The 18,301-nt window shown below is 65.5% G+C and carries 23 protein-coding genes; 12 read left to right on the forward strand and 11 right to left on the reverse strand.

Annotated features, from left to right (window positions below; genetic code table 11):
- Positions 1-174: 174 nt before the first annotated feature.
- Both AC4ELH_RS26550 and AC4ELH_RS26555 read left to right on the forward strand, forming a co-directional pair.
- Positions 175-1,086, forward strand: a complete 912-nt coding sequence (locus tag AC4ELH_RS26550) for an MBL fold metallo-hydrolase (protein WP_448448733.1) — start codon at positions 175-177, stop codon at positions 1,084-1,086.
- A gap of 254 nt (positions 1,087-1,340) precedes the next feature.
- Positions 1,341-1,676, forward strand: a complete 336-nt coding sequence (locus AC4ELH_RS26555) for a hypothetical protein (protein WP_131811668.1) — start codon at positions 1,341-1,343, stop codon at positions 1,674-1,676.
- Between the two features lie 5 nt (positions 1,677-1,681).
- Here the strand turns inward: AC4ELH_RS26555 and AC4ELH_RS26560 are convergent, their stop codons facing one another.
- Complete coding sequence (locus AC4ELH_RS26560) at positions 1,682-2,329, reverse strand: hemerythrin domain-containing protein (RefSeq protein WP_448448732.1); 648 nt, start codon at positions 2,327-2,329, stop codon at positions 1,682-1,684.
- A gap of 139 nt (positions 2,330-2,468) precedes the next feature.
- On the opposite strand from AC4ELH_RS26560, the gene AC4ELH_RS26565 reads away from it, so the two are divergent.
- Genes AC4ELH_RS26565 through AC4ELH_RS26575 form a run of 3 tightly spaced genes read left to right on the forward strand, consistent with a single transcriptional unit; the run spans position 2,469 to position 4,086 of the window.
- The gene (locus tag AC4ELH_RS26565) at positions 2,469-2,798 is read left to right on the forward strand and encodes an ArsR/SmtB family transcription factor (protein WP_448448731.1); all 330 of its coding nucleotides are present in this window, start codon (positions 2,469-2,471) and stop codon (positions 2,796-2,798) included.
- Positions 2,798-3,436 (forward strand): cation efflux transmembrane domain-containing protein, encoded by a 639-nt coding sequence (locus tag AC4ELH_RS26570; RefSeq protein WP_498887712.1) that lies wholly within the window; start codon positions 2,798-2,800, stop codon positions 3,434-3,436. Before AC4ELH_RS26565 ends, AC4ELH_RS26570 begins: the two co-directional genes overlap by 1 nt.
- A gap of 14 nt (positions 3,437-3,450) precedes the next feature.
- Positions 3,451-4,086 carry a methyltransferase family protein gene (locus AC4ELH_RS26575; protein WP_448448729.1) on the forward strand — a complete coding sequence of 212 codons (636 nt, stop codon included), beginning with the start codon at positions 3,451-3,453 and terminating at the stop codon, positions 4,084-4,086.
- Here the strand turns inward: AC4ELH_RS26575 and AC4ELH_RS26580 are convergent.
- The 4 genes from AC4ELH_RS26580 to AC4ELH_RS26595 form a co-directional block, all read right to left on the reverse strand.
- Positions 4,070-4,465, reverse strand: coding sequence for a tautomerase family protein (locus AC4ELH_RS26580; RefSeq protein WP_448448728.1), 396 nt, complete (start codon positions 4,463-4,465; stop codon positions 4,070-4,072). The genes AC4ELH_RS26575 and AC4ELH_RS26580 overlap by 17 nt on opposite strands.
- Before the next feature lie 133 nt (positions 4,466-4,598).
- On the reverse strand, positions 4,599-5,855 hold the full coding sequence (locus AC4ELH_RS26585; protein ID WP_498887816.1) for a S1C family serine protease: 1,257 nt from the start codon (positions 5,853-5,855) through the stop codon (positions 4,599-4,601).
- A gap of 490 nt (positions 5,856-6,345) precedes the next feature.
- Entirely contained in the window at positions 6,346-6,756 is a 411-nt protein-coding gene (locus AC4ELH_RS26590; protein ID WP_064885250.1) for a transglycosylase family protein, read from the reverse strand.
- A 395-nt stretch (positions 6,757-7,151) separates the two neighbouring features.
- On the reverse strand, positions 7,152-8,507 hold the full coding sequence (locus AC4ELH_RS26595) for an alpha/beta hydrolase-fold protein (protein ID WP_064958745.1): 1,356 nt from the start codon (positions 8,505-8,507) through the stop codon (positions 7,152-7,154).
- A gap of 163 nt (positions 8,508-8,670) precedes the next feature.
- Between AC4ELH_RS26595 and AC4ELH_RS26600 the strand changes: the two genes are divergently transcribed.
- The 3 genes from AC4ELH_RS26600 (at position 8,671) to AC4ELH_RS26610 (ending at position 10,757) form a co-directional block, all read left to right on the forward strand.
- A complete protein-coding gene (locus AC4ELH_RS26600) occupies positions 8,671-9,687 on the forward strand; it encodes a TIGR03617 family F420-dependent LLM class oxidoreductase (protein ID WP_498887715.1) in 1,017 nt (338 codons plus the stop codon).
- 64 nt (positions 9,688-9,751) lie between these two features.
- Positions 9,752-10,141, forward strand: coding sequence for a TA system antitoxin ParD family protein (locus AC4ELH_RS26605; RefSeq protein ID WP_448448725.1), 390 nt, complete (start codon positions 9,752-9,754; stop codon positions 10,139-10,141).
- Positions 10,142-10,178: 37 nt separating this feature from the next.
- On the forward strand, positions 10,179-10,757 hold the full coding sequence (locus AC4ELH_RS26610) for an ATPase (RefSeq protein ID WP_498887717.1): 579 nt from the start codon (positions 10,179-10,181) through the stop codon (positions 10,755-10,757).
- A 5-nt stretch (positions 10,758-10,762) separates the two neighbouring features.
- Here the strand turns inward: AC4ELH_RS26610 and AC4ELH_RS26615 are convergent, their stop codons facing one another.
- From AC4ELH_RS26615 to AC4ELH_RS26630, 4 genes are read right to left on the reverse strand one after another with little or no spacing between them, the layout of a single operon-like run.
- Entirely contained in the window at positions 10,763-11,407 is a 645-nt protein-coding gene (locus AC4ELH_RS26615) for a histidine phosphatase family protein (RefSeq protein ID WP_064885259.1), read from the reverse strand.
- A 34-nt stretch (positions 11,408-11,441) separates the two neighbouring features.
- A complete protein-coding gene (locus tag AC4ELH_RS26620; protein WP_064958749.1) occupies positions 11,442-11,798 on the reverse strand; it encodes a hypothetical protein in 357 nt (118 codons plus the stop codon).
- A 9-nt stretch (positions 11,799-11,807) separates the two neighbouring features.
- Complete coding sequence (scnC, locus tag AC4ELH_RS26625) at positions 11,808-12,533, reverse strand: thiocyanate hydrolase subunit gamma (protein WP_463794198.1); 726 nt, start codon at positions 12,531-12,533, stop codon at positions 11,808-11,810.
- Positions 12,534-12,567: 34 nt separating this feature from the next.
- Positions 12,568-13,392: an SH3-like domain-containing protein gene (locus AC4ELH_RS26630; protein ID WP_498887720.1), complete on the reverse strand. Its 825-nt coding sequence runs from the start codon at positions 13,390-13,392 to the stop codon at positions 12,568-12,570.
- 215 nt (positions 13,393-13,607) lie between these two features.
- Between AC4ELH_RS26630 and AC4ELH_RS26635 the strand changes: the two genes are divergently transcribed.
- Positions 13,608-14,246, forward strand: coding sequence for an FKBP-type peptidyl-prolyl cis-trans isomerase (locus AC4ELH_RS26635; RefSeq protein WP_174554243.1), 639 nt, complete (start codon positions 13,608-13,610; stop codon positions 14,244-14,246).
- Positions 14,247-14,293: 47 nt separating this feature from the next.
- Positions 14,294-14,899, forward strand: coding sequence for a class I SAM-dependent methyltransferase (locus AC4ELH_RS26640; protein WP_498887722.1), 606 nt, complete (start codon positions 14,294-14,296; stop codon positions 14,897-14,899).
- On the opposite strand, the gene AC4ELH_RS26645 is transcribed toward AC4ELH_RS26640, so the two are convergent.
- Positions 14,896-15,690, reverse strand: a complete 795-nt coding sequence (locus AC4ELH_RS26645; protein ID WP_448448760.1) for a thioesterase family protein — start codon at positions 15,688-15,690, stop codon at positions 14,896-14,898. The two genes, AC4ELH_RS26640 and AC4ELH_RS26645, sit on opposite strands and share 4 nt — an antisense overlap.
- Before the next feature lie 284 nt (positions 15,691-15,974).
- Between AC4ELH_RS26645 and AC4ELH_RS26650 the strand changes: the two genes are divergently transcribed.
- Together AC4ELH_RS26650 and AC4ELH_RS26655 are read left to right on the forward strand one after the other, a co-directional pair.
- Positions 15,975-16,391 carry a hypothetical protein gene (locus tag AC4ELH_RS26650; protein WP_448448714.1) on the forward strand — a complete coding sequence of 139 codons (417 nt, stop codon included), beginning with the start codon at positions 15,975-15,977 and terminating at the stop codon, positions 16,389-16,391.
- A gap of 27 nt (positions 16,392-16,418) precedes the next feature.
- Entirely contained in the window at positions 16,419-17,780 is a 1,362-nt protein-coding gene (locus tag AC4ELH_RS26655; RefSeq protein ID WP_498887724.1) for a TIGR01777 family oxidoreductase, read from the forward strand.
- Here the strand turns inward: AC4ELH_RS26655 and AC4ELH_RS26660 are convergent.
- Complete coding sequence (locus AC4ELH_RS26660; RefSeq protein WP_165609175.1) at positions 17,770-18,297, reverse strand: hypothetical protein; 528 nt, start codon at positions 18,295-18,297, stop codon at positions 17,770-17,772. The genes AC4ELH_RS26655 and AC4ELH_RS26660 overlap by 11 nt on opposite strands.
- Between the last annotated feature and the right edge of the window lie 4 nt (positions 18,298-18,301).

Consider the following 18,301-nt stretch of genomic DNA (forward strand, 5'->3'; position numbering starts at 1 on the left):
TGGGCACACCGCCAAACCACGCCCGACACCACGGCCGCTTGACAACTTACGGTCCTGGGATGTCTAGCCACCTGCCGAGCTCGATCGCTGGATAGTTCCGATGGCTCGAGGGCGTTCCCACGAGAAAGACAGGTCATTCGACATGTCTTCAGTGCGGCCCTCAGGAGGAACAGTATGAGTTTGGACAGCAGTGCACGGGTGGGCAGTCCGGTCGACGAGTTGGTTCCGTCGCGCTACGCGGTACAGGTCGGGGACATCGAGGTTCTGGTGATCAGCGACGGAGTGCTGCCCATTACGACCTCGACGTTGGCCACCAACGCCGACCCGACCGACCTGGCAGTCTGGCTGGGTGACAATTTCCTGCCGCCCGAGGTGATCGACTGGCCACTGAACATCGTGGTCGTCCGTAGTGGCGATCGGACCATCCTCGTCGACGCCGGGCTCGGCCTGGAGTTCCCGGACTTCCCCCGGGCCGGCCAGACGGTCCAGCGACTGGAGGCTGCCGGTGTGGATCTCGGTTCGGTGACCGACGTCGTGCTCACCCACATGCACATGGACCACGTGGGTGGACTGATCACCGAAGGAGTGAAGGAACGGCTGCGGCCCGATCTGCGGATCCACGCCGCGGCTGCCGAGGCCGAGTTCTGGGAGAAGCCTGATTTCTCCCGCACTGTCATGCCGCAGCCGATACCGGATGTGCTCCGGCGGGTCGCCTCGCAGTTCTTGGACGACTACCGGGGCCAGCTACGCACATTCGAGACGGAATACGAGGTGGCACCGGGCGTACTCGTCACCCGCACCGGCGGTCATACCCCCGGTCACAGTGTGGTCCGTCTGGATTCCGGCGGCGAGAAACTGACATTCGCCGGCGACGCGGTGTTCGCCCCCGGGTTCGACAACCCCGAGTGGCAGAACGGATTCGAACACGACCCCGAAGAGGCGGCCCGCGTCCGAATCGACCTGCTGCGCGAGTTGGCAGCGACCGGAGAAGCACTGGTGGCCACCCACCTGCCGTTCCCGTCCGTGTGCCACGTGGCGACCGCCGGCGACGTCTTCCGGTGTGTCCCTGCCGCCTGGGATTACTGATCGAGTCACCGGCTACCGGTCGTGATCGGCCGGCGTTCTCCACGGAGAGCGCCGGCCATCCACGTTCCGGACGGCGTGTACCGCTGCCTGCCAATTTTTGACATGCACGTCAAACTTCAAGGCGGCGTTGAAGTTTCTGTCAGCGAAGTCGCAGTTTCCACCCGCAGCAGGTGCGGAACTGCGAGCATGGCCGTAACGGCGCGACGTCGGCAAACGTCGAACCGCCGTGTTCAGCCGGAACGAAGGAGCGGAAGATGCGTTCGTTGATGACTTCTGAGGTGCGATGCCTGCTGACGAGATCAGCGGTGGCGGCAATCTCGGGGATTGCAGTGCTGGGCGCGGTCACTCCGGTGTCGGTCGCCTCGGCAGCACCCCGCACACCCGCCGCTCTCGATTCCCCCAACAACCCGGATGATCCGGCGTGCGCCACCGAGGGATGGAATCCCGCCTGCTGGGGAGGCATGTACGACCAGACGCCAGACGACGGGATACCAGGAGACAACGCCGCGGAGGGAGGCATTCCGGCCCCGGCAATGGTGCCGAACGTCGACGGGTCGATGAGCCCGCCCGGCACGCCCGGAGCCATCTAGTCGCATCACACGTCGTACAACTTCCTGCGGTATGCCGCCAGTGACCGCGGTCCCAGCGCTTCGACCAAAAACCTTTGCGGCAGTGGCACTCCCATCAGGAAGGAGCGGCCCTCTTCGGGGGAGGCGTAATCCAGCACCAGACCGCCGAGGAGGACGCCCCACCGTGGATGCTTGGCCAAGAACGACGCTCCCCGCTTGACTGCGATTCCCCACTCCCTCGGTGTCAGATACTCGACGATCACCGGCAACGCGTCACGTTCTTCATCGTCCAGGTGGACCAAGACCAGTTCGGACAGCTGGGCGAAGGCCTCCCTCATCCGGGCCGTCGTCGATCGCTGCACGAACTTCGTCCACGCCACACGAGCTGCTTGCACCTCCTCCAGCGCCGTTGCGATCTGCCCGTGCTGCGCTTGCATCCGCTCGATGTCCGATTTCCGATCCAACGCCCTGGCCGAGACGATCGGCCAGACCAGCTCGTCCTCGGCCGCGTGGTGGTGATGCAGTGCTTCTGTCATGAATTGCAGGTGCCTACCGACTACCCGCGCACGACGGTTGTCGCCGGGCTGCACCCTGGCGATCAGCCACGACAGGTCATCGAGCTCGCGACGAAACACGCGGTGGACGAGCAACATATCCAAGTCGTTGACCGGCATCGCAAGCTCCCTTCGATGAACGGCGTCAACCATTCAGGGCCAGCATGCGCCGGGCGCCGGGCGCCGCCACGAGTATGTGGCTACCCCACATTCTCAGTTCAGTAGTTTCTGAATTCAGGAACTGATGTACTGTTGGCCCATGGAGACGCTGACGCAGGTGGCGGTGCTGGCCCGGTTCGGTCATGCCCTGTCGGATCAGACCCGGTCCAAGATCCTGCTCGCACTCAAGGACGCCCCGGGATATCCGGCCGACCTGGCCGAGGCGGCGGGCGTCTCTCGGCAGAGCATGTCCAATCACCTTGCCTGCCTTCGTGGTTGCGGACTGGTCGTGGCTGTCCCGGAAGGCCGGCGAACCCGCTATGAACTCGCGGATCCCAAACTCGCCCACGCACTGAACGATCTGCTGAACGTGGTGCTGGCCGGCGACCCCGAGCAGTGCCCCGACGCGGCTTCGGATGGTTGCTGCTGATGGCAGCCGATGCCCCGGTTCCCGCTCCCCCGCCCCCCGCGAGACGGGCGTTGCTCCACCGGCGGATCCGATGGTTCGTCGCCGCAACCATCACCTACAACGTGATCGAGGCGATCGTCGCGATCGGCGAGGGCACCAGAGTGTCGTCGACCGCACTGATCGGCTTCGGACTCGACTCCGTGATCGAGGTGTCCTCGGCTGCCGCCGTCGCCTGGCAGTTCTCCGGCCCGGAACCGGAGGCACGCGAGAAGACCGCACTGCGGATCATTGCGGTGTCGTTCTTCGCACTCGCGGGCTACGTCACCATCGAATCGATCCGATCGCTCAGCGGGGCAGCCGAAGCCGGACATTCGGCGATCGGCATCGGATTGACCACCGCCAGCCTGGTCATCATGCCGCTGCTGTCCTGGGCCCAGCGCCGCACCGGCCGTGAACTCGGTTCCCGCTCAGCCGTGGCCGACTCCAAGCAGACGCTGCTGTGCACCTATCTGTCCGCGGTGGTCCTCGCCGGACTGGTCCTCAACAGCCTGCTCGGCTGGAGCTGGGCCGATCCGATCGCCGCACTCATACTCGCCGGCGTTGCCGTCAACGAAGGACGCGAGGCCTGGCGCGGCGAAACCTGCTGTGGAGACCGATAACCGAGGAGATGAACATGGCCGTGACCGCATTGATTCTCTACCTGATCTTCGCGGTATTGGGATTCGGTTGGCGTAGTTGGGTCCAGTACCGACACACGGGGTCGACGGGATTTCGTGGCATCGACGGACGGCCGGGCTCGCTGGAATGGTTGGCCGGTGTCGGCTTCATCCTGTCGATCATCGTCGGCGTGGCCGCGCCGGTGCTGCAATATCTCGGACTGACCGCACCGATCGCCTTCCTGCAGGCTTCATGGATCCAGTCGCTGGGTACGGTGCTCGCCGTTGCCGGAATCGTCGCCACCGTCTACGCCCAACTGGACATGGGTGAATCCTGGCGTATCGGGGTCGATCCCAGCGAGACAACAACACTCGTGCGCAACGGAGTATTCGGATTGGTCCGCAACCCTATCTTCACCGCCATGCTGGTCTTCGCCGGCGGCGTCACGCTGATGACACCGAACCCAGTGGCGCTCTTGGCTTTCGTCGTGTTGTCGACCACCGTCGAACTGCAGGTCCGTGTCGTGGAAGAGCCCTACCTGAGGCGGACCCACGGTGAGGCCCATCGTGACTACTGCGTCGCCGTCGGACGATTCGTGCCCGGTGTGGGACGCGATGGGGGCCGCCAGGAGCCGATCACACGTTCACGTTGAAACCCAGGTCGATATCGCAGGCGGCCTGTCCGCCACGAATACCCCAGTTCTGCAGCGGGCTGTCGCGTACGAGGATGGTGACATGGTTCGGTGGGATGCCCAGCGCCTCCAGACGATTGACGATCTGCCGGTAGAGATCTCGTTTGGCGTCCACTGACCGACCAGAAAAACAGTCGATCGTCACCAAGGTGTACAGCTCCGGTTGCGCCAGGCCCGGTGAATGCGAGAACCGATGCGGCTCATGGGCTATCAGGCGTACATGCTTGTCGCTCGCCGGGATCTGGAAGGCGACCACAAGTGCGTCGTGCACGGCGTCGATGATCGCCACCTCTTCGGACTGGCAGTAGGGCCGCCGTACCTCGATGAGTGTGCTGGGCATCCGGGAATCGTCACACACGGCCCGCGACGCGGTCATCCGAATTTCTCGGTCCACCTCACCTGCACTGACAGCCGACACAGCAGTGGGCCCCAGCCCGGAAACATCCGGCTGGGGCCCACTGACTGCTTCTGCGCTATGCCTGGACCTGCCCGAGGGTGACGTCGACGGTGCGCGAAGCGCCCGACGGGTCCTCGTAGGTCAGGGTCACGGTGTCCCCCGGCGCCTTGGATCGCACGGCAGCGACCAGGGCATCGGCACCGTCGATCACCTGATTGTCGACCTTGGTGATCACCGCACCATCGGGCAGACCGGCCACGGCTGCCGGACCCCCGGCGACCACACCGGCGACTGCTGCGCCGTTCGAATCGTTACCGGAGAGCTGGACACCCAGCGAGGCGTGCTGGACAGTTCCGGTCGAAACCAGTTCGTCGGCGATGCGTTTGGCCTGATCCACCGGGATCGCGAAGCCCAGACCGATCGAACCGGCCTGTCCACCGCCCTGCGAACCCTGGCCGCCGCCCAACGATGCGATCGCCGAGTTGACCCCGATCAGGTCACCGTTCATGTCGACCAGTGCACCGCCCGAGTTACCCGGATTGATCGCAGCGTCGGTCTGGATGGCGCTCATCACCGAGTGTTGGCCGCTCTGCTCATCGCCGGTGGCAACGGGACGATCGAGCGCGCTGATGATGCCGGTGGTCACCGTCCCCTGCAGGCCCAACGGCGAGCCCACGGCGACGACATTCTGCCCCACCTTCAGATCCTTCGAGGAACCGATGGCAATCGGCGTCAGCCCGGACACGTTCTGCGCTTTCACCACCGCGATGTCGTCGTCGGGGTCTGTCCCGACGACGGTGAACGGCACCGTGCGTCCATCCGACATGGTGACAGTCGCCCGCATCGCGCCACCGGCCCGACCAGAATTCCTGGCCGACGGTCCATCCGGCGAATACTGGTCGTCACCGGGGAACTGTCCACCCGGGTACATCCCACGCGGCAAGCCGGGGAATTGCCCGCCCGGCGACTCCTCGGCAGCCAACGGCCCCTGGCTACCGGTGCCGCGGGCGGCGGCCGCCACGACATGGTTGTTGGTGAGGATCAGGCCGTCCTCGCTGAGGACGATTCCGGATCCCTCCTCACGTCCCTGCCCGGTCTCTATCTGCAGCTTCACCACGCTGGGCAGCACCTTGGCGGAAACCTGTTCGACCGACCCGGCAGGTGCGGATGCCTTCGGCTGCACCGGAACGGATCCGGCGGCAGGCGATGGGATGCGGGCGTGGTCAGCGGCCGGCGCCTGCGCGACAGTCGCGGGCTTTCCGGACTGGTCCACCACGGCGACCGCTGCGACGGCACCGGTGGCCATCGCCACCGCGGCCGTGCCGGCAACCAGTACACCGACGCGGGACTTCTTCTTTGGCTGCGAAACGTCTTGCACCGGAGGGGCATCGAAACTGTTGGTCATCTCGGGATGCAGGCCATACGGCGGGGACGGATGCTGATATCCGGTCCGGCTCCACGGGCTTGAAGTTGTATTTCTTTGATCTGCCGCCTGTTTGGCGTCCCACTGAGGGTTACTACTCTGCGGTGACATCCCAGACCATTGATTCATTCGTGATGCTTCTTCCTTTGCGACACCGACATACATGCGCCGTGCCGGCGCCTACCTAGATGGTGCAGTGCGCTACTGAGGCTTTGCTGAGAGTTGGCTCGGTGCTGCCCAAGACTTTCTCGAAGCGTGAAAGCACTAGTGCCGCAGGAAGGCCCCCAGCCGAGCGGTGGCCAGCACCTGCTCGGCTTTGAATTGCTCGAATGCGCCGACTCGGGTGAACCCGATCCGGTCGGCGAGGCGGAGCGCCGCGAGATTTGCCCGGATATTGGCCTCAGCCCAGCGGATTGAGCACCAAGGTGCACAACCGCGGCAGGTTCCTCAGGGGGATCCAGACCATCACCTGACGACAGGCCCCCGAGGCCTGGCCGACCGGGCCGCCACACACCGGCCAGGCGCCAAGGCCTTGGGTCTGCATCACGTTGCGTGCCACCCGGATCTGCTCCTCGCGACTCGCCGCGGCGGGCGACCCGATTCCCCCGTTCGAGGACCATGTGGCCGGGGTGAACTGCAACCCTCCGTAGAAGCCGTTGCCGGTGTCCGCCGCCCAATTTCCGCCCGATTCGCACTGAGCCATCGCGTCCCAGTTCGGTTCGGCGCCGGCGTTCGGAACTGCGACGACTAATTGAGCCAGGGCGATCGCACCGACGAACCCGAATACGGTGACGACCTTGCGCACGCGCATGTCGATCCCTTCATGGCGGTGTGCACTGCGTGCACGCCGGTAATGGCGGGGCGACAGACCATTTTCAGCCCATCGTGATACAGAGTTTACCGATGGGGCGAAAGTAAAATACCCGTGCTAGAGAGTCTAATTATCTTCTTTGAGTTTATTTAATAGTTATGGGCCGTGTGTGGCCGATGGGAACAACCCGATCCCCCTTTCTGACCCTGAAACCGCAGTTCACACGCATCTCCGTGCAAGATCGGCAGCCCGCGCGGGTTCGCGTTCCGCCTCACAGAGTTGGCCATCGGCGGTGTGAAATTTGCAACCCATTGTGAATTCAGTTTCCAATGCGATAGCAGTGAAAGAATTGAATTCTGTTGCAAATGTGACTGATGGGATTGATGTGGCTGTTGTTACATCGCGGTGGCTGCGACGGCAGCAGGCCGCAGCCGGGCGATGATGCCGTCGAGGTCGACAGCGAACATGTCGGGGCGGAAGACGTGGCCCCCAGGCACCTCGTGCGCTTCGTACGGGATCCCGGCGTGGTCCAGCAGCCCCCGGAACTCGCGCTGGCCGGCGAGCACCTCCGTCTCGTTGGCGCTGTCGAACCAGTTGATCGGGTCCGGACTGGTGCCCGCGACGAGGAACACCCGCTTGTTGCGGTAGCTCTCGATCCGCTCGACCGGGTTGTCGGCGCTGACCCTGGCCTGGTCCCAGAGCGGCGCGCCGTACACCGTTCCACCGGCCAGATCCAGAACCGCCGACGTGATGTTCGCCCAGTGCACGACGAGGCCGAAATCGCGGCGCAGGCTCGCCGGGCCCGAATGGGCACTGACCGAGGCGAAGTGGCCGTAGTACTTGGCCGCGTACTTCAGCGCACCGAAGCCGCCCATCGAGAATCCGCCGACCGCTCGGCCGTCGTACTCGGCGTACGTCCGGAAGTTCGCCTCGATCCAGGGCAACAGCTGGGCGATATGGAACGTCTCCCAGTTTCGCGGTCCCACGAATGAAGTGACCGGGTTGGAGTACCAGCCGGCATGCCCACCGTCGGGCATCACGACGATGATCGGCTTTCCGGCGGTCCAGTCACGGATGCCCATGAAGTCGAACGAGCGGAAATCGTCGTTGCCGCCGTGGAACATGTAGAGCACCGGATAGGTCCGCCCGCTGGTGTGGTAATCGTCGGGAAGCAGGACGTTGACGCCGGGGTTCCAACCGATGGCCGCGGTCTGGAATCGGTAGTACCACAGGCGAGGATCGTTCTCGTTGCGATCCACGATCCGCAGACCGAAGCCGTCGCCGCGCCCGGTGAATATCACCAGCGTCTGCCCGGGGCTGATCGCGCCGGGGTCGGAGATGCCGTTCACGCCGGCGATCGGTGGATAGAACGTAGCGTCCCCGTAGAAGCGTGATGCCAACGCCGACAACGTATCTCCCGGAGCAACCTGGTACTTCCTGAGTTCCGGGATGATCAGTTGCCGGCCGGGATCGATACCGGCATCCGGGGCGATGCCATTGGCGGCGGCGATCAACCGCGACAGATCGGCCTGCCCATAGAAGCGCGACGCCAGAGCAGGCAACGTATCCCCCGCGGCCACGGTGTATCGCGCATAGTCGGGAAAGAGCAGCCGTTGCCCCACTTGGATGACGTTGGGATCCGGCACCCCGCTGGCCGCGGCGATCAGTCGGTACCGCTCGGCATCCCCGTAGAACCGCAATGCCAACGCTGACAGCGTTTCCCCCGGCACCACCGTATGAATCCTGACCATGGTTCCCCTCCTTCAGTCGCAACTAGCTCTGGTCCTGGCGCTTGTCGTAACGACGCCGGTTGCCCTGATGTCAACAAGTCTAGGCCCGCGGCCGACAGCGTGAAATGGTTGACTTCTAAGGCATTACGAGTTCCCGGCACGCATACTCACGTACGCTGCCCACGTGTACGTCGACGTGATGACCGTTCCCCAGCCGCTGTCTCGAATAGGTGACCTTGCCCGCCGTACCAAGTCCGCCGGATTCTCCGGACTCCTGCTCACCGAGACGGGCCGGACCGCGTATCTCAACGCGGCAGTCGCCTCGCAGTCCGCACCGGGCCTAGAGCTGTCGACCGGTGTGGCCGTTGCCTTTCCGCGAAGCCCGTTTGTCACGGCGGCGTCGGCGTGGGAGCTCCAGGAAGCCACCGGCGGCAAATTCCGGCTCGGTATCGGAACCCAGGTACGCACGCATGTCGTGCGCCGCTACGGAATGGCCTTCGAACAGCCGGGTCCGCGCCTGCGCGACTACGTCTTGGCGGTCAAGGCATGCTTCGCTGCTTTCCGCACCGGCAAGCTCGAGCATCACGGCGAGTTCTACGATCTCGACTTCATCACTCCGCAGTGGAACCCCGGGCCGATCGATGCTCCCGATCCCAAAGTCGACATCGCCGCGGTGAATCCGTGGATGCTTCGCATGGCCAGTGAAGTCGCCGACGGCGTGCACGTCCATCCGATCGGTGAGCCCGGCTACATCGCGCGGCACGTACTTCCCAACCTGGCCGCCGGTGCGGCCAGGGCCGGCCGCTGCGCCGCCGACATCGCCAAGATCATCCCCGTCATGACGATCGTCGGCGACAGCGACGAGGAACGCGCAAACGAGCGCGAGTTCGTGCGGACCAGCATGAGCTTCTACGGGAGCACACCGAACTACGCCTTCATCTGGGACGAGGCCGGCTTCGAGGGCACGACCGCCCGACTTCGGGAGAAGCAGAAAGCCGGTGATATCGCCGGCATGGCAGCCCAGATCACCGATGAGCACATTGCCGCCTTCGCCACCGAATCCACGTGGGATGGACTGGCGGATGCGTTGACCGCCAAATACGGAGGAATCGCCACCCGCCTCGTGCTCTACAACGCGCTCAGCGGGCCCGGACGGCTCGAGCGGTACGGCGAGATCGCCAAGCGGTTGTCGGCAGGATGATGCGCCGAGCCAACCTCGTAGCACTCTGCTACGCTTGTTTCAGAGTGCTACCAAGGAGGTTCTCATGACCGAGACCGCAGATCGGGTGACGCGTTTCGCCGCAGACCTCGTCGACAGTGCGGCCGCAGAAGGTGCACGTCAGAGCCGGTCGGCCAAGCAGCAACTCGACCACTGGGCGCGGGTGGGTCGCGCTGTGTCGAGCCGGCACAGCGCCGCCCGTCGGAAGGTCGAGGCCGCCCTGGCGGGCGATATCCCGCTTCGGGAGCTGACCGCCGAAGAAGGCGCGGTGTTCGACGCCGAGATCGCGGCCTCCATCGAGGAGAGTTTGGCCCGCGCCGACTACGGTGCGACGCTGGCCGCCCGCGGCATCACCACGGTCGCGCTCGACGAGCATGGCGACATCGTGCAGTACCAACCGGACGGCAGCACCACGGTGCTGACGTCGCAGCAGTGATCCCGACTCACGCTGACCCGGGCCATACCGTCGCGCAGTGAAGCGTCTCGATCTCGTCGTCGGATGTAACGGCGCCGGCAAGTCCACCTTCGTCGAACTCACCCTCTCCCGTCTGCTTCCGGGCAGCCCCTTCGTCAACGCGGACGAGATCGCCAAGCGTCGCTGGCCCGCGGATCCGGCCCCGCACTCCTATGAGGCCGCGCTGGTCGCCGCCAAAACCCGGACCAAGCTCATCGAACTCGGCGAGTCCTTCATCGCCGAGACAGTGTTCTCCCATCCCTCCAAACTCGAACTCGTCGACGACGCGCAGGCCGCCGGGTACACCGTGATCCTGCATTGCATCCTGATACCCGAAGAACTGGCGGTGCAGCGAGTGCACCACCGCGTGCAGGCGGGCGGCCACCATGTCCCCGAGGCGAAGATTCGTGAACGCTACCAACGGCTTTGGGATCTCGTCGCAATCGCCGCGACGCGGGTGGACTCGGCAACGTTCTACGACAACAGCGCGGTCACCGGCCCGCGGATCGTCGCTCAGATCGCCGGCGGGTTCGTCGTCGGATCACCCATCTGGCCGACGTGGACGCCGCCGACGCTCAATGCCCGATGGAACCGGTAGCGACCTCAGCTCGAGTCCACGGCTGCGAGGTGCTGGGTTGCCGAGAGTTCCAGCACCTGGCGGTTATGAAAGCGGTCGTCCTCGTACAAAGTAGTGATGCTGCCTGCTTTCCCCGCGAAGTTGACGTAGCCGACCGACGCCAGGGGCATCTTGATCCACGCCGCGATCACGAACGTCAGCGCAAATCCGTGTGTGACGATCACCTGATGGCTCACGTCCGCGGCGGTGATCGCCTCCATGGCCGCATAGATCCGGCGTGCGAACTCCTCTTTGGTTTCTGCGCCTCGGAGGCCTTCGCGGTGGGCCAGCCGATCGCCGCGCGCCGGCGGGGCGACGAACCGTTCATCGAGCCAGCGCTGCGGACGTCCTTCGGCTTCTCCGTATGACTTCTCCCGAAGTCGCGGATCCAAAACTTCGGCCGTGTGGAAGGTTTCGGCGATCACAGCGGCAGTTCGCTGCGCCCGCAGCAAGTCCGAGGACACGACTTTCACCGTGGTCGTCCCGGGAACTCGTGCCCGCAACGCCTCCGCGAGGGTGTGAGCGTCTCGCAATCCCTTCGCGGTCAAGTCCGAGTCGAACCATCCCCCGACCAGCCCATCGACGTGATGTGTGGCTTCGGGATGGGCGATCACATAGAGCTTCCGGCTCATCCTCCGACCGTATCGAAACGACCTACCGGCCGGCTCAGGCCCCCTCGAGGCGCGTCCGGACGTCGCGCATCCGCTGGGCCAGTGTCTCTTCATCGATGACATGTCTGGCCACCAGGGAATGCGTAAGTGCGACAAGCTGGTTCTCTGGATACGGCAGCGTCACGTAGACCTCTTGTACCAGCCGGTCCTCGTCGGTTCGACGAGTGAGCAGCGGCAGTGTGACCCCTTCGTGGTCAAGTGCGTCGCACATCCCGTCCAGACTCGACTTCCAGGGCGGAACCGGGTTGGAGACGCCATACTTCTGCGCCATGCGGGGCCACGACTGCCCCCGACCGACCAGCTGTTCCAACGTCCGGACCCTCACTGCGGTGACGTCATCGTCGTCGGTCATGCGCTGCCCTCAGTACCCCTCAGCCGGGCGGACGGCAGGATGCACCGGCCGGGGCGCGTTCGCGGTCACCCCGGGCTTGGGTAGGGCGACACCGATCATGCAGTCGCGGGTGACGATCTCGGCAAGTTGCTCCTCGGTCCAGTCCTCGGTTCCGGCGGGCCGGACCGGCAGCACCAGGAATCGACGTTTGGAATTGGAATCCTCGACACGGATTTCGACATCGTCGGGCAGGAAAAGCCCGAACTCACCGAGAACCTGACGGGGCCAACGCACAATTCGGCGTCGATAGTTGGGTGTCCGGTACCACTCGGGAGAATTCCCGAGCAACGGCCGTGGATAACACGAACACAATGTGCAGACGATCACGTGGTGCAAACTCGGCGTGTTCTCCAGTACTTCCAGAGCCGTGAAGTCACTGGGTGTACCGAAACCGGTCGGGTGCAACCAGTCGATCCCCACTTCCCGACTGGCGGCAATGGGATCTCTGAGCACCAACTGCTTGTAATCCGGATCGACCCAAGCCTTCGCGACGAGTCGCGAGCCCGGCGCCGGGCCGATCTGCTCGACGAACTCGGTGTAGTGCCGGTGGTCTTCCGCGGTGAAGAGGCCCTTCTCGATCGCCAATTCGCGGAGCGCGATTTCCAGGACCTCGAAATCGGTCACTTCCTCGACCATGGGTGCCGCGTGCCGTTCCGGTGCTTCGTGATGCGTGTGCGCCGCGTCGTCGTGCGTCATGTCGGTTTCCTGTTCGTTCCGTCGAATGAGCGGTCTAACCGAGCGGCCGTAACCACAGTTCGGAGATCTCGGCCTGAAGGGTGTCGCCCTCGGCGCCCGCATACGGATCCCACACGTCGGTCATGTTGAAGCGCACGATGTAGAACCACTGAGGCTTCTGCTCTTCACGGTCGAATGCCTCGTCCTCGGGGACCAGACTTTCGTAGGACACCTCGGCGATGGTCCCCGGTTTCCCGCGCAGGTACTCCTGGGTGCGCGTGTAGAAGATGGTCGGGAGATCCCGCACCTGCACCCGATCACCGACGGCGAATCGAGGAGCGCCGGCCTGGCCGGCGAACCGCTGGGGGTCGCCCTTGCCGAGCGCCTCGATGTGATGGCGGTTCCTGGAGACGGCCGGTGGATCGCCCACCCCGCGCGGTGCGGCCGACAGGGCGTCGGCAGCACCGGTGGCAACCCGTGCGCGCACCTCGTCGACGCGCTCGAGCAACTCGCGAAGCGTGATGTGATCCTTCTCGACGAGGCACCGGGCGATAGCCCACACCCAACGGCCGTAATAGGGAAAGCCGTGATAGATCGTCCGGCCGACATCGACGTTTCCGAGCCGCCGTCGTTCTTCGGACGTCCAGATGCCACGCCAGCCGAGAACCTCACACGTGACGAACGTATTGAGTTCCCACGCCTCTTCCTGCTTCTCCTCGAAGATCGCCGGCGCGTCGGGATCGCCGCCGACATCGTGCGGATTCTTCATGAAGGCGCTGAACAGAGTCCGATCGATCTGATCCGGATAGGGCCAGTCCTGCAACCGATGCAATGCCGGACGCAACTGGCTGACAAAATCACCCATGGAATTGTTGGCCATAATCCGTGTCCTCGGATGGATAAACGGTCTGCCTGCGGCGACGCTATCACGGGCAAACGCCACCCGATGCCTATCGGAGAATCTTTGCTCCTCCCGGCAGCGGGTATTTGAATTTTCACGATGAAGACGGGATTGGGCGGCGGTACTTTGTCCACCGAGGCGTCGTCATGCGGCTATCGGCAGGCATAACCCCGCGCCGCTGTAGCGTGGCGCGCATGAACTCCTTTCGTGTGCCCTCCACCGTTGCGCTCGTGGCCTGTGCCGCTTCGTTGACCATGACGCTTGCCGCATGCGGCTCCGACACGGACACTTCTGCGTCGTCGGCCTCGACGAGCACGCCCTCGGTCGCTGAGGTACTCACCCCCTCGATCGCCGAGACGGCAACCGAAGCCAGCACCTGCCCCACGGCAGCACCCCAGAACGCCGGCGCCCCCGAATGGACGGTGTCCGGGGCGACCGGCAGTGTCGCGGTGACCGGGTCCACCGACACGGCCGCACCTGTGGTGAAGGTGACCGGACCGTTCAGCGTGGCCGAAACCCAGGTACACACCCTGAAGGCGGGCGACGGGCCGGTCGTCGCACCCTCGGCGAACGTTTCGGTCTGCTACATGGGTGTCAACGGGCGCGACGGTTCGGTGTTCGACAGCAGCTACGAACGCGGCGAACCGGTCGACTTCCCCCTCAACGGTGTTGTGCCCGGCTTCCAGAAGGCCATCTCCGGGCAGAAGGTCGGGTCCACGGTGGCCGTCGCGATGACCTCTGCCGACGGCTACCCGCAGGGACAGCCCGCCGCGGGTATCCAGCCGGGTGACTCGCTGATCTTCGCGATCAAGATCCTCGACGCCCAGGGCTGACTCACACCGCCCGGCCGGGGCCCGGGCAGGCTTGCGACAATGCCTCCATGGTCGAGCGGAGCATCTGGATGCAGAAGGTCGCAGCCGATCCCGGGCATTCGGATTGGTACGTCGAACGATTTCGTGCCATGGAGCGCGCCGGTCAGGACCTGGCAGGCGAGGCACGTCTGGTGGACGCGATGGCATCGCGCAATGCCCGCATCCTCGACGCCGGCTGCGGCCCCGGCCGGGTGGGTGGATACCTCGCCGAGGCCGGGCATCAGGTGGTCGGCGTCGATGTCGACCCGGTACTGATCGAGGCGGCCGAGAACGACCATCCCGGTCCGCGTTGGCTCGTCGGCGATCTCGCCGAGCTCGACCTGCCGGCGCGCGGCATCGCCGACCCGTTCGACATCATCGTGTCGGCGGGCAACGTGATGACCTTCCTCGCCCCGAGCACCCGGGTTCAGGTTCTGACGCGGCTGCGCGCGCATCTCGCCGACGACGGCCGCGCGGTGATCGGATTCGGGGCAGGTCGCGACTACGAGTTCGGTCAGTTCTTCGACGATGTGGTGGCGGCCGGGTTCACCACCGACCTGTTGTTGTCCACCTGGGATCTCCGCCCGTTCACCGATAACTCAGACTTCCTGGTGGCCGTCCTGCGCCGCGGCTAGCCGGAACCGTTCGGGCTGAAGTTGAAATTAGCTATCGCAGTGGACAATCCGGTGCCGATCGGGCCCGACGTGTCGTACAGGCACGCGCTGGCCGTGGCCACGCCCTCGGCACTGGTGTGGGTCACCGCCGCCATGCCGATGTAGGGGCCCACCGGCAACCTGCTGAGGGCCAATGTGTAGTCGGCATTGATGAAAGCCAAACCGGCCGAACTGAAATTGCACATCGAGCTGGTGACGTCGACCGCCAGCGCTGCGCGCACGAACGGCGTGAGCTCTTCGCCGTCGACCAGCTGACGGACTTCGCGCAGCCACGCGTACCGAGGCCCACACTGCTGCCACGGGAACCCCTCACCCGACCAGTCCGGGTCCGGTCCATGCGCCCGGATGAACATGGGCACGGTGTCGTCGAATTCCGCCGGTTCCACGGGTAACGGCGGAAGCTCGATCGCGGTGGTCCAGAAGTCGCCGTCCGGTTGGGCGCCGCGTCTCAGATACAGCGCCGAAGCCCGGGCCACCACGTCACCGTCCTGGGTCATCACCGCATCGACCGCTTGCATCCGCGAGCCCGCTCGCACCACCGACGCAGAGACACGAACCGCGGCGCTGGCGACCCGACGCAGTATCTCCACGGTGAATCGCGCCGGTTGCAGATCCGCGTCGCTGACGAGTTCTTCCACGGCCCGGGCCAGCAGACCGCCGACCACCTGACCGCCCAGCGTCGGCCCCCATCCCCCGTGGGCGATCTCGTTGGGCACGAACCCGTCGTCAGTGCTCACAAAGTACGGCGTCATCGCAGTGCGCTCCACACGTACACCTCTCGTCCGGCCATCCGACCGCTACGGACTCTATTACAGAGTTGACTACAGTTGGCGTGACGATATGGGTTGCCGGGTCAGAGGTCGAACACCGACCGCCGCCGAGTGGCCATATATGACACGCAGACCAGTGATTCGCGTGCCATAAGCGGCCGCCGGCATGAGGGACCAGGTCAGCCCTCGGCCACGAACCCAGGCCGGCTATTGCCACCACCGCCCCATCGTTCTACTATCGGTTGTAGTAGACGACTTGGGGTCCTATGACGGCACCGACAATCGTTCAGACACAACGCTTTCTGCGCCTGACGGCCTACACGTTCCTGCTCGGCTGGGGCCTGCATGTGATCGACCACCTGCTCCGGGGAATGTCGGCGTCACCGATGTTCGTCATGGCCGGCGGCATGATTCAGGGCGTGATCGTCATCATCGCGATCGCCATGACCCTGCGCGGACATCCCCGGGCGCCCGACCTCGCGATCTTCACCGGTGTCGGCAGCGCCGTCATATTCACCTACGCACACCTGCTACCGAATTTCTGGCCGGACTTCCAGGACAGCTATCTCAGCGGTCCTCGCCTCAACGTCACCTGGTTCTCCTGGGTGACAGCACTTTCCGAGATCGGTACCGGCCTGTTGTTCGCCTACGCGGGTATGCGGGCCAAGCGGGCCGCGGCATAGGTGCGATTCTGCGGGTAACGTCGGCCGATGGGATTGGTGTACTCCAGCATCGTCGACGCCCCGCAGGAAGAAATCTTCGCCTGGCACGGCCGCCCCGGCGCGTTCACCAGGCTGTCACCGCCGTGGCAAGCCATGACGCTCAGATCCGAGGCGACCTCGCTGCGTGACGGCCGCGCCGAACTCGCACTGCCCGGCGGTCTGCGGTGGGTGGCTCAGCACCAGGCTGACGGCTATGACCCACCCCGGCGCTTCGTCGACGAGATCGCCCGCGGCGGGCCCGCCTCGCTACCCGCCGCGTTGGCAGTGCACTGGAAGCACATTCATGAGTTCGACGCGATCGATGCGGCCCACACCCGGATGACCGACCGCGTCGAGACGCCGGTGCCCGGTCACTTCCTTCGCCCGATGTTCGTCTACCGTCACCGCCAACTCGCCGACGACCTCGCCGCCCACCAAAGGGCCCACGCACAAGGCCTGGCGCCGCTGACGATCGCGGTCACCGGGGCGTCCGGACTGGTGGGGTCGGCGTTGACCGCTTTCCTGAGCACCGGCGGCCACCGGGTCATCCGGCTGGTGCGCCGCGCAACAACCAAACCTGATGAGCGGCAATGGGACCCGGACAACCCTGACCCCCAGCTGTTCGACGGCGTGGACGCCGTCATCCACCTGGCCGGCGCGTCGATCGCAGGCCGGTTCACCGAAGGACACCGCCGCGCGATCCGCGACAGCCGCATCGAGCCCACCCGCCGGCTCGCGGAACTGATCGCCGACACCGACCCCGGTCCACAAGTGGTCGTCAGTGCCTCGGCGGTCGGTTTCTATGGATACGACCGCGGCGACGAGGTTCTCACCGAGGCCAGCGAGCGCGGCGACGGCTTCCTCGCCGATGTGGTGGCCGACTGGGAGGGCGCCCTGGCCCCGGCGCAACGATCAGGCACCCGCGTGGTGCGCATCCGCACCGGAATCGTCCAGTCCCCGAGCGGCGGCACGTTACGGCTGCTGCGTCCGCTGTTCGCCGCCGGACTCGGCGGCCGCATCGGCGACGGGCAGCAGTGGTTGCCCTGGATCGGTATCGACGACCTGGTCGACATCTATCACCGCGCGTTGTGGGACGAGCAGCTGTCGGGCCCGGTCAACGCGGTGGCACCGGAGCCGGTGCGCAACGCCGAATACACCAACACGCTCGGCCACGTTCTGCGCCGACCGACGATTCTGCCGGTGCCCACCCTGGGACCACGGCTACTGCTGGGCGACCAAGGTGCCCGCGAACTCGCCTGCGCCAGCCAGCGGGCGGTTCCCGCGGCCCTGACGGCCGCCGACCACAGCTTCCGCCATCCGCGCCTGGAGCAGGCACTGGGCCACGTACTGGGACGCCCGGCTACGGCGTAGGAGCCGCCGGCGGCGCAGCAGGTTGGCGCCCGGGCGAGTTGTACTCGTATCCCGGCGGCGGTGGGCCGTTGAGCGAGTAGTACCCGGGTGGCAGCGCCGGGCCCGCGGGTGCGCTACCCGGAGCAGGAGCGGTGACCGGCGTCTCGGAGCCGGGAGCGTTGATCGACACGTAACCAGGCGGCAGCGGCGGCGCCGGGCCGGCGCCGGGAGGCGGTGCGACCCCTTCGGGTGCTCCCCCACCGCCCTGGAAGCCGCCCGGGTCATGGGCCTGATGCCAGAGATCCCTGAGCGTGCCGACCGGGCCGCCGCCGTACTGGCCCGAGCCGTACACCGGGTTGGCGATCTCGGGCACCTGCGGCGGACCGGCCGGTGCCGGCGGCGGGGGCGCTGCCAGGGCGGGATCCGCCGGTGCGGGCGCTGGATCAGGCACGACGGGGTCCGCTGCAGCCTGTCCTGCCGCGGCCAGCACGGCACCGACGGCGGTCAGTCCTGCGATCGCGAGCTTGGCCCCCTTGATGGCG

It is taken from the genome of Mycobacterium shunyiense (genome assembly GCF_058270075.1).

Excerpts from the sequence above, each read along its gene's own strand:
- AC4ELH_RS26550 (WP_448448733.1), top strand. The coding sequence starts at position 175 with ATGAGTTTGGACAGCAGTGCACGGGTGGGCAGTCCGGTCGACGAGTTG.
- AC4ELH_RS26555 (WP_131811668.1), top strand. The coding sequence starts at position 1,341 with ATGCGTTCGTTGATGACTTCTGAGGTGCGATGCCTGCTGACGAGATCA.
- AC4ELH_RS26560 (WP_448448732.1), bottom strand. The coding sequence starts at position 2,329 with ATGCCGGTCAACGACTTGGATATGTTGCTCGTCCACCGCGTGTTTCGT.
- AC4ELH_RS26565 (WP_448448731.1), top strand. The coding sequence starts at position 2,469 with ATGGAGACGCTGACGCAGGTGGCGGTGCTGGCCCGGTTCGGTCATGCC.
- AC4ELH_RS26570 (WP_498887712.1), top strand. The coding sequence starts at position 2,798 with ATGGCAGCCGATGCCCCGGTTCCCGCTCCCCCGCCCCCCGCGAGACGG.
- AC4ELH_RS26575 (WP_448448729.1), top strand. The coding sequence starts at position 3,451 with ATGGCCGTGACCGCATTGATTCTCTACCTGATCTTCGCGGTATTGGGA.
- AC4ELH_RS26580 (WP_448448728.1), bottom strand. The coding sequence starts at position 4,465 with ATGCCCAGCACACTCATCGAGGTACGGCGGCCCTACTGCCAGTCCGAA.
- AC4ELH_RS26590 (WP_064885250.1), bottom strand. The coding sequence starts at position 6,756 with ATGCGCGTGCGCAAGGTCGTCACCGTATTCGGGTTCGTCGGTGCGATC.
- AC4ELH_RS26595 (WP_064958745.1), bottom strand. The coding sequence starts at position 8,507 with ATGGTCAGGATTCATACGGTGGTGCCGGGGGAAACGCTGTCAGCGTTG.
- AC4ELH_RS26605 (WP_448448725.1), top strand. The coding sequence starts at position 9,752 with ATGACCGAGACCGCAGATCGGGTGACGCGTTTCGCCGCAGACCTCGTC.
- AC4ELH_RS26615 (WP_064885259.1), bottom strand. The coding sequence starts at position 11,407 with ATGAGCCGGAAGCTCTATGTGATCGCCCATCCCGAAGCCACACATCAC.
- AC4ELH_RS26620 (WP_064958749.1), bottom strand. The coding sequence starts at position 11,798 with ATGACCGACGACGATGACGTCACCGCAGTGAGGGTCCGGACGTTGGAA.
- scnC (WP_463794198.1), bottom strand. The coding sequence starts at position 12,533 with ATGACGCACGACGACGCGGCGCACACGCATCACGAAGCACCGGAACGG.
- AC4ELH_RS26630 (WP_498887720.1), bottom strand. The coding sequence starts at position 13,392 with ATGGCCAACAATTCCATGGGTGATTTTGTCAGCCAGTTGCGTCCGGCA.
- AC4ELH_RS26635 (WP_174554243.1), top strand. The coding sequence starts at position 13,608 with ATGAACTCCTTTCGTGTGCCCTCCACCGTTGCGCTCGTGGCCTGTGCC.
- AC4ELH_RS26640 (WP_498887722.1), top strand. The coding sequence starts at position 14,294 with ATGGTCGAGCGGAGCATCTGGATGCAGAAGGTCGCAGCCGATCCCGGG.
- AC4ELH_RS26645 (WP_448448760.1), bottom strand. The coding sequence starts at position 15,690 with ATGACGCCGTACTTTGTGAGCACTGACGACGGGTTCGTGCCCAACGAG.
- AC4ELH_RS26650 (WP_448448714.1), top strand. The coding sequence starts at position 15,975 with ATGACGGCACCGACAATCGTTCAGACACAACGCTTTCTGCGCCTGACG.
- AC4ELH_RS26655 (WP_498887724.1), top strand. The coding sequence starts at position 16,419 with ATGGGATTGGTGTACTCCAGCATCGTCGACGCCCCGCAGGAAGAAATC.